Annotated in this window: 9 protein-coding genes; 1 reads left to right on the top strand and 8 read right to left on the bottom strand. The window is 59.9% G+C overall.

From position 1 onward, the window contains the following. Positions 1-27: 27 nt before the first annotated feature. Together LCM4573_RS27005 and LCM4573_RS27010 are read right to left on the bottom strand one after the other, a co-directional pair. Positions 28-1,530: a glycosyltransferase family 39 protein gene (locus tag LCM4573_RS27005; protein ID WP_071009691.1), complete on the bottom strand. Its 1,503-nt coding sequence runs from the start codon at positions 1,528-1,530 to the stop codon at positions 28-30. Beyond that, a complete protein-coding gene (locus LCM4573_RS27010; RefSeq protein WP_071009692.1) occupies positions 1,530-2,531 on the bottom strand; it encodes a glycosyltransferase family 2 protein in 1,002 nt (333 codons plus the stop codon). Before LCM4573_RS27010 ends, LCM4573_RS27005 begins: the two co-directional genes overlap by 1 nt. A gap of 125 nt (positions 2,532-2,656) precedes the next feature. Between LCM4573_RS27010 and LCM4573_RS27015 the strand changes: the two genes are divergently transcribed. Beyond that, positions 2,657-3,634 (top strand): lysylphosphatidylglycerol synthase domain-containing protein, encoded by a 978-nt coding sequence (locus LCM4573_RS27015; protein ID WP_071009693.1) that lies wholly within the window; start codon positions 2,657-2,659, stop codon positions 3,632-3,634. Between the two features lie 10 nt (positions 3,635-3,644). Here LCM4573_RS27015 and amn read toward each other — a convergent pair whose 3' ends face one another. The 6 genes from amn to LCM4573_RS27040 form a co-directional block, all read right to left on the bottom strand. Continuing rightward, positions 3,645-5,144: an AMP nucleosidase gene (gene amn, locus LCM4573_RS27020; protein WP_071009694.1), complete on the bottom strand. Its 1,500-nt coding sequence runs from the start codon at positions 5,142-5,144 to the stop codon at positions 3,645-3,647. Between the two features lie 92 nt (positions 5,145-5,236). Then, a complete protein-coding gene (locus LCM4573_RS28200) occupies positions 5,237-5,401 on the bottom strand; it encodes a hypothetical protein (protein WP_157895546.1) in 165 nt (54 codons plus the stop codon). A 221-nt stretch (positions 5,402-5,622) separates the two neighbouring features. Next, a complete protein-coding gene (locus LCM4573_RS27025; protein WP_071009695.1) occupies positions 5,623-5,916 on the bottom strand; it encodes a hypothetical protein in 294 nt (97 codons plus the stop codon). A gap of 422 nt (positions 5,917-6,338) precedes the next feature. Further along, positions 6,339-6,590, bottom strand: coding sequence for a hypothetical protein (locus LCM4573_RS27030; protein ID WP_071009696.1), 252 nt, complete (start codon positions 6,588-6,590; stop codon positions 6,339-6,341). Between the two features lie 93 nt (positions 6,591-6,683). Beyond that, positions 6,684-6,914 (bottom strand): hypothetical protein, encoded by a 231-nt coding sequence (locus LCM4573_RS27035; RefSeq protein WP_071009697.1) that lies wholly within the window; start codon positions 6,912-6,914, stop codon positions 6,684-6,686. Positions 6,915-7,003: 89 nt separating this feature from the next. Further along, on the bottom strand, positions 7,004-7,243 hold the full coding sequence (locus LCM4573_RS27040; protein WP_071009698.1) for a hypothetical protein: 240 nt from the start codon (positions 7,241-7,243) through the stop codon (positions 7,004-7,006). Positions 7,244-7,919 lie beyond the last annotated feature (676 nt).

A 7,919-nucleotide genomic window follows, 5' to 3' on the forward strand; every position in this document is an offset into this window, starting at 1 on the left:
CGGCCACTCTCGCGAGAACGGCGAGGATTACTGCTCCGGCGGATAGGCCCAGACATAGCCGAAGGTGAAGAAATCGTCGCCATCCCCGTAGTGATAGGGCAGGGTGACATGGCCGGTGACCGTTTTCGCCGCCGGCGATTTGGCGGCGAGCCATGCGGCGAGATTGTTCGGCAGCGGCGTCTCCTCGCCATCCCGCTTCCAGATCAGCAGGATCGGGTGCTCGCTATCCCAGGGATAGGAGGGCTCGAAACTCTGATAGCCAGGAACGGTAACGGGAATGCCGCTTTCGTGAAGGCGTATATTGCCCGCCATCTGCATGTCGTTCGCGGCGATGATCACGGGCCGATGCGGCCCTTCCGACAGGATTTTCGTGACCGCGGGCCCGTAGGGGACGTTCACCTTCTCGTAGTCGTCATCTGTCCAGGAATCGAAAGGAACCCGTAAGGTCAGTACCCCGAGGACGAGAACCGCGATGACCGCCGAAATTCCGAGCGTGCGCTTCAAGGCACCTTGAAGCGTCGGCACGCTGGAGGCTTCGATCTTCAGGCAGAGGTAGAGCGGCAGAACCAGGAAGAAGGGCGCGAGCCAGCGATCCTTGATATGCGTCGCTCCAGTGAACAGGATCATGCAGGCGAGCGCGATCAGAATGATCACCATGATGCGGCCGATCAGGCGCGTCCAGATGTTTTCCGCGCGAATGGCTTCGCGAAGCCCTCGACCGAAGATCACGGCGAAGAGCACCAGGGTGAGGGCGCAGAAACCCACCAGCGCGAGCGCAAGCGACAGCAGGCCTTCCGCCCGCGTCGCCAGTAGGCCAGCTTCCTCTTCTATGTGTAGTTTCCCCAGCGTGCGCCCGGTCGCGACATCCATGTGTTCGAGGAACCAGAGCCCGTGAGGAACGACGATCAGGAGGATGATCGCGATCGTTGCCAGCATGCGCCAGTCGAACAGGCGGCGGCGAAACTCCTCCTCCATCAGCATCGCGAGCAATGCCGCGGCCGGAAGTAGGGCGAAATTGTATTTCGAGATCAGCCCTATGCCGATCGCGGCCCCGGTCAAGGCGTAGCCGATGAGCGAAGGCGTCTTCAGCGTCCGGGTGAAGCCGTAGAGAAACAGGCAGGCGGCAAAGATGACGGCGACCGTATGGGTGAGATCCCGCTGTGCCTCGAAGCTCACCTGAGGGATCGTCAGCAGTCCCAGAGTGGCGATGATCGCGAGATCCCTGTTCTGCAGCAGCCGGTTGGCGGTCAGGCCGTAGAGCAGATAGGAGAAAAACAGCAGTCCGTTCTTGAGCACGGAAAGACTGGCGACCGAAGCGCCGGTGAGGGACACGACCGCATATTGCAGCCAGTTGTAGAAGGGCGGCTGAGTATCGTACCCGACCGCAAGCCACTGGGCGAGGAAGAGCTGCTGCCCTTCATCGAGTTCCAGAGACTGCGGCAGGCTGAGCCGGGCGACCACCTGCAGCACGAAATAGCCCGCGAGCAGCAGGTAGAGCAGTGCAGGCTGTCGTCTCAGGGCTTCGACCATCAGCCTTCTTTTCTATGGGTCGTGCGCACGATGTAGAGGGGCGCATTTTCGCTGCCCATATAGCTGCGCGTGATGAGTTCCGCGACGATGCCCGTGGTGATCATCTGCATCGATGACAGGAACAGGACGACGCCGGCGAGTAGAAGCGGCCGCGTTCCGATATCCTCCCCGAGGAGGAACTTCACATAGGCGAGATAAAGGAAGATCAGGCCGCTCAGGAAACCGAGCACCAGCCCGATCATCCCGAAGAAATGGCCCGGCCGCGCCTTGAAGCGCATGAAGAACAGCACCGACAGAAGGTCGAGGAAGACGCGGAATGTGCGCGAAATCCCGTACTTGGATTCGCCGAATTGCCGCGGATGATGGGTTACGACCGTTTCGCCGATGCGCGTGCTCGGGATCACGCTTGCCACCCAGGCCGGGATGAAGCGGTGCATGCCGCCGATGATCTGCACCTGCTTGATGATCGAGGAGCGGTAAAGCTTCAGGCCGCAACCGTTATCGTGGATGTTCACGCCGGTCACCCAGCCGATCAGGCGGTTCGCGCACCAAGAGGGGATCTTCCTCAAGACCAGGGCGTCCTGGCGGGCCTTGCGCCAGCCGGCAAGCAGGTCGAGATCGCGTGCTTCGAGTTCCTCTATCATGGCGGGGATGTCGTGAGGATCGTTCTGGAGATCGCCGTCGAGCGTTACGATCAGGCGGCCCTGCGCGGCATCGAAACCGGCCTGGTAGGCTGCGGCCTTGCCGAAATTGCGCTGGAACTCGATGATCTTGAGATCCAGGCCTTCGCGGCCGAGATATTCGCGCGCATAGAGAAGCGTCCGGTCGGTGCTGCCGTCGTCGACCAGGATCAGTTCCCAGGGCTTGCCGAGCCCCTTCAAGGCATCGCAGACCCTATCCAGCATGGGACGGAGGCTTTCCTCCTCGTTCATGACGGGGATAAGGACCGTCAGCTCGTAGGGGTAGTAATCCACGGGCTGCGGATGTGTTGCTGCGGACATTTGGTGCAAGGCGGTGGCTCCGGAAAATACTGGCCTTTCGTTCGGCGTTTGTTATACGAACGCCCGAGCCCATACAACGCCAATCTCCAGAGATAGCAGGGGCCATCGATATTCGGGATTTTGAAGTGGACAAGATAGAAGAGGAACGGCGGCCTTCGGTCTTTCAGCGCCATCGGCTTACGCTGATCGCCGCCGTTTGCGTCATCTTGTATGCCGCCTTCCTCCAATATGTCTGGGGCTGGTCTTCCCTGGTCGCCGAGTGGCATGTCGTCGGCTACGGCACGGTCGCGCTTGCCATGCTTCTCCTGGTCTCCACCTATTTCGTCCGGGCCTACCGCCTGTACGACTATTTCCCTTCGCAGACGAAGGGGAGGTTCGTGGAGGTCTTCCATGTTACCCAGGTGCATAACATTCTGAATATCATGCTGCCCTTCCGCAGCGGCGAGACGAGCTTTCCGCTCCTGATGCGCAGCGAGTTCGGCGTTGGCCTGCTGCACGGCACGGCGGCGCTTCTGGTAATGCGGCTGCTCGATCTTCACGCCCTGCTTGCGGCAGGCGGCCTGGGGCTCGTTCTTCAAGGGAACAGGCCCTGGCTGGAATGGCCGCTATGGATCGCCTTTCTGGCCGCCCCGCTCGTCGCCTTTTCCATGAAGGGGCCGCTTTTCGGCTTTGCGCTGCGCAAATCCTCCGGCAAGCTGCACAGGATCATCGAGAGCATTCGCGAGGGACTTCCGGCCGATGCCGGGGTCTTCGTGYGGGCCTGGGTGCTGACCATCGTGAACTGGGGAACCAAAGTCCTGGTGTTTGCCTGGTGCCTGCGGCTGCTCGGCGTTTTTCCGATTGCGGCCAGTTTCGGCGGCGCGCTTGGCGGAGAGCTTTCGTCCGTACTGCCCTTGCACGCGCCGGCCGGCGTCGGGACCTATCCTTCGGGAATTGCCGCAGGCGCTCTCCTGCTCGGCGCGGACAGGGCGGGTCCGGCCGTCGCGACGCTCGCGAAGGCAAGCGTCAACATGCACCTGATCATCATCGTCTCCGCCCTGATGGGGGCGGCACTGTCGATACTCCTGGCGCATGGGAAGCGCCGGCTCGCCGCCGGCGCTTGATAAGGGCCGATTACTGGAAAGCCGTCTCGTAGAAGCTGCGCAGCTTGCGGGAATGCAGCTTCTCCACCGGCATGGCGGCGAGTTTCTGGACGGCGCGAATGCCGATCTGCAGATGCTGACTCACCTGTGTGCGGTAGAAGGCCGTCGCCATGCCCGGCAGCTTCAATTCGCCATGCAGCGGCCGGTCCGAGACGCAGAGCAGCGTGCCGTAGGGCACGCGGAAGCGGAAGCCGTTCGCCGCGATCGTCGCCGATTCCATGTCGAGGGCGATCGCCCTCGATTGTGACAGGCGCTTCACCGGCCCGCGCTGATCGCGCAGTTCCCAGTTGCGGTTGTCGATGGTGGCGACCGTGCCGGTGCGCATGATCCGCTTCAGCTCGAAGCCTTCATAGCCGGTGACCTCCTCCACGGCGCTCTCCAGCGCCTGCTGCACTTCGGCCAGCGCCGGGATAGGCACCCAGACGGGCAGGTCGTCGTCGAGCACGTGGTCCTCGCGCACATAGGCATGCGCAAGCACGTAGTCGCCGAGCCGCTGGCTGTTTCGCAAACCCGCGCAATGCCCCACCATCAGCCAGGCATGCGGGCGCAGCACGGCGATATGGTCGGTGATCGTCTTGGCGTTGGACGGGCCGACGCCGATGTTGACGAGCGTGATGCCCGCATGGCCTTCCTTCTTGAGGTGGTAGGCCGGCATCTGCGGCATCCGGGCGGCAATCGTCGTTTCCGGCTTGTCGGAACCCGCCGGGGTGATGATGTTGCCGGGTTCCACGAAGGCGGTGTAGCCCTCGCCGCCGTCCGCCATCAGCTTGCGCGCCCAGGCGGCGAACTCGTCGATGTAGAACTGGTAGTTCGTGAAAAGCACGAAGTTCTGGAAATGCTCGGCGTTAGTCGCCGTGTAATGGCTGAGGCGGGCAAGCGAATAGTCGATCCGCTGCGCGGTGAAGGGCGCGAGCGGCGCCGGCACGCCCGGCACTTCCTCATACTCGCCGTTGGCGATCAGGTCGTCGGTATTGTTGAGATCCGGCGTGTCGAAGAGGTCGCGCAGCGGGATATCGGAGAGGGCTGCCGCGGAGGCTTCCACATGGGCGCCTTCGCCGAAGGCGAAATGCAGCGGTATCGGCGTCGTCGATTCCGAAACCTTTACCGGAACGCCGTGGTTCCGCATCAGAAGATCGAGCTGCTCGATCAGGTAGTGYCGGAAGAGCTTCGGGCGCGTCACCGTGGTCGTGTAAATGCCCGGCGCCGTCACGTGTCCATAGGAGAGGCGGGAATCCGCATGCCCGAACGAGGTCGTCTCGATGCTTACCTGCGGATAGCAGGCCCGGTAGCGGCCGGTTATCGGAGCGCCTTCAGCCAATGCGCCGAACGCGCCGTTCAGGAATTTCGTATTTCGCTCGTAAAGCTCGATCAAGGCTTCGACGGCCTGTTCGGGATCGTCGAAGACGCGCGGCTCGTAGGGGCTGGGGCTGATGAAGCTCAAAGGAGATAGCGAAAAGATTCGTGTGTTCATGCGCCATTATATGCTGAAGTCGTTGACAAGCAAACGACGTCGAGACGTGAGGCGCCGAATTCGTCATCCGTTCGCTTGCCAGCTGGAATGCCTTAGAGCAGGGCAACGCAGCCCGGCGCGGCCGATTGGTGGCAAGGCGCGACGCCGCCGAGAACGCGGTGGCTGCGGTCGTTGCTGGCGACCAGCGCGGAGAAGGAAATCGCGAAAAGCGCCACGATCAGCGTCATGATTGCGAAACGGCGTGCGATGACAGACATGGTCGTCTCCCAGATCCAGTGACGGCAGAATAGGGGCGACGGGCTGAACCTCGGCTGAGAGCCTGGTTCATCTGATGTTCATGAGTGTTACATTGGGTGATCTGTGGCGCTGCCCAAGCGGTTCGCATAAAAAAAGCCGGCCTGAAATGGCCGGCTTTCGTCTTGTTTGCCTCCGCATGATGCTTGCGACCGTTGCGGAGCGGTATCTTGAAAGAGCTGCTTTAGTCCTGCGGACGCAAGGCTCCCTCATAAAAGTCACCGCGATCCTGGGAGCCGTCGATATAGGTATCTGCAGGACCCTGAGATCTCCACATCACCTGGCCACCGCCATCGATGCTACCGGTCGACATCGGGTCTACATAACGGCCCTCGTCGAGGTTCTGCCGCTCGGTATTCAGAGAAGGCCGATTGTCAAATCGATCGCCATAGACGGTGCTCTGGGCAAAGGCGGAGCCCGCGAAAGCTGCGGAAGCGAGAAGAGTGGCTGCAATGCCGGACTTGAGATAGGATTTCATTGCTTTGTCCTTTCCATGCGTTTCGGCAGCAAGGCCACGGATATCGCCATGGCTTGCCTGATATTAACCGGCAAGAATGGACATCGTTCCGTGAAAAGCTGAGTYTCCCGCTCACGATGAGGAGAGAAATTTTCAAGGGCTCGTGAAGGCTGTTCTGCGGCGCGTCGGCCACACCCCTGAATCAAGAGAGCAAGAATAGTTCAAGATCACGCCGTGTTCTCGTTGATTCGATCGCGGCGCTATTCTAAGCTCGCATTGATGTTACCGCTCGTATCCGGCGATAACATCAGCACCGGAAGGGCGATTGCGACCCGCCTTTTCCAATCGGTGTCTTGAATGAACTGCGAATGCCAGCCGCGGAGCGGCTGGCATTTTTCGTACGATCTTCAAGCGAAGCTCACGCTTCGATGAGACGCCGTGACTTAGTTCGGGCGGTTTGCGCCTTCGTAGTAATCGCCGTGGCCGATGTTTGCCTTGTCGGCCGGAGCGAATACCGCACGGTTGCCGCTGTTGATGCTGCGGCCGTTGTTGATGCTGGCCGTGTGGCGGGCATCGACATGCGACTCGGAGGCGTTCTTGTCAGCGCCCTGGTAATAGTCGCCAGCGGCGAGGGCGGCACCGCCGAAGGTCGTCGAGGCGACAACGGCAGCAATGATTGCCAAAGACTTGGTCATTTTGCGTATCCTTTGAGTTTTGGATATCTCTCGGCACCTAAAGTTTGYGACCGGTGCTCGGGGATACCTGGTGTCTTGAGTAAACTGCGCCGATTAGTTCGGGCGGTTCGCGCCTTCGTAGTAGTCGCCACGATTAACGGTCTGATCGTTCTGGGCGAGTACCGAGTGGTTGCCGCTGTTGATGCTGCCGGTGTGGCGGGCGTCGACATGCGACTGCGAGGCGTTCTTGTCTGCGCCCTGGTAGTAGTCACCAGCGGCGAGGGCGGCGCTGCCATAAGCTGCGGAAGCAACGAGAGCAGCAACGAGAGCGAGAGACTTGGTCATGTTCGTATCCTTTTCCTTTGGGGTCTCCCGGCACTTAAGTTTGCGACCAGTGCACGGGAGATACGGTGTCTTGAATGAGCTGCGCCGAATTAGTTCGGGCGGTTTGCGCCTTCGTAGTAGTCACCACGGTTGATGTTGGCCTGATCGTTCTGGGCCAGAACCAGGTGGCCGTTGTCCTTGGTGCTGTGGGTGCGGACGGTATCGACCGCGACGGTAGCAGCATCCTTGGAAGCACCTTCATAATAGTCGCCGGCGGCAAGGGCAGCGCTACCAAAGGCAGCGGAAGCGATGAGGGCGGCGGCAAGGGTAGAGGTCAGAGACTTGGTCATTTGATATAGTCCTTTCGGTCTGACGTGGTTCGCTCTTGGGTACGAACCGGAGAAGTGATTTGCTGTTTACGGTGCTCATATCGGACCGATCGGTTCGATCCGGAAGACCCTCATTTGGGAGACGACTGTCAATGAAATGTTGACGACCAGAGGTGGTGACCTCGCGTATGCGTCCTGTGGTTGATAGGCGTGCTTAATGAAGCGTTAGATGCGGATATTAATCGATTTAATCACATCCGCGTTTTATAAATTGGACAATGTATTCAATTGGTTATTCGTTTTCAAAATGGAATAAATCTGAGGTTGTGAGTGCTTTGCACAAAATGGCTTTTCTGTGGTTTTTGTGCGGCATTTAAATGAGGCGCGCGCATTTCAAGAGTTTCACAAAACTGTGAAATGCTAAAATAGTTGTCAGAGGTGCGGCGGGAAAAGAGGCAGTGGCCTGCCAGTCGGGCAAAAAATCCGGTTTGCCTTGTTTCTTTTTTGCCCGATGCGGGCCACCGGCGGCCGCGGACTACGCTCCGCGGCCGGGATAAAGCATGCTTAGATGACAGCTATATGTACAAGGGGACGCTTAGGCCCCTGAACTGCCCCCCATTTCGACCGGACAGTCGGCATAAGCAGAAAGGCTCAAGCCCAGGCTTGAGGACAAGCTTATGTCTAACGAGTATCGACG

This window comes from Rhizobium sp. LCM 4573, from assembly GCF_001854865.1.
GTDB lineage: Bacteria > Pseudomonadota > Alphaproteobacteria > Rhizobiales > Rhizobiaceae > Neorhizobium.

What these genes read in the sequence shown, in the direction of transcription:
- LCM4573_RS28200 (WP_157895546.1), bottom strand. Translation starts at nt 5,401, where the DNA reads ATGTCTGTCATCGCACGCCGTTTCGCAATCATGACGCTGATCGTGGCG.
- LCM4573_RS27030 (WP_071009696.1), bottom strand. Translation starts at nt 6,590, where the DNA reads ATGACCAAGTCTTTGGCAATCATTGCTGCCGTTGTCGCCTCGACGACC.
- LCM4573_RS27040 (WP_071009698.1), bottom strand. Translation starts at nt 7,243, where the DNA reads ATGACCAAGTCTCTGACCTCTACCCTTGCCGCCGCCCTCATCGCTTCC.
- LCM4573_RS27010 (WP_071009692.1), bottom strand. Translation starts at nt 2,531, where the DNA reads ATGTCCGCAGCAACACATCCGCAGCCCGTGGATTACTACCCCTACGAG.
- LCM4573_RS27025 (WP_071009695.1), bottom strand. Translation starts at nt 5,916, where the DNA reads ATGAAATCCTATCTCAAGTCCGGCATTGCAGCCACTCTTCTCGCTTCC.
- LCM4573_RS27035 (WP_071009697.1), bottom strand. Translation starts at nt 6,914, where the DNA reads ATGACCAAGTCTCTCGCTCTCGTTGCTGCTCTCGTTGCTTCCGCAGCT.
- LCM4573_RS27005 (WP_071009691.1), bottom strand. Translation starts at nt 1,530, where the DNA reads ATGGTCGAAGCCCTGAGACGACAGCCTGCACTGCTCTACCTGCTGCTC.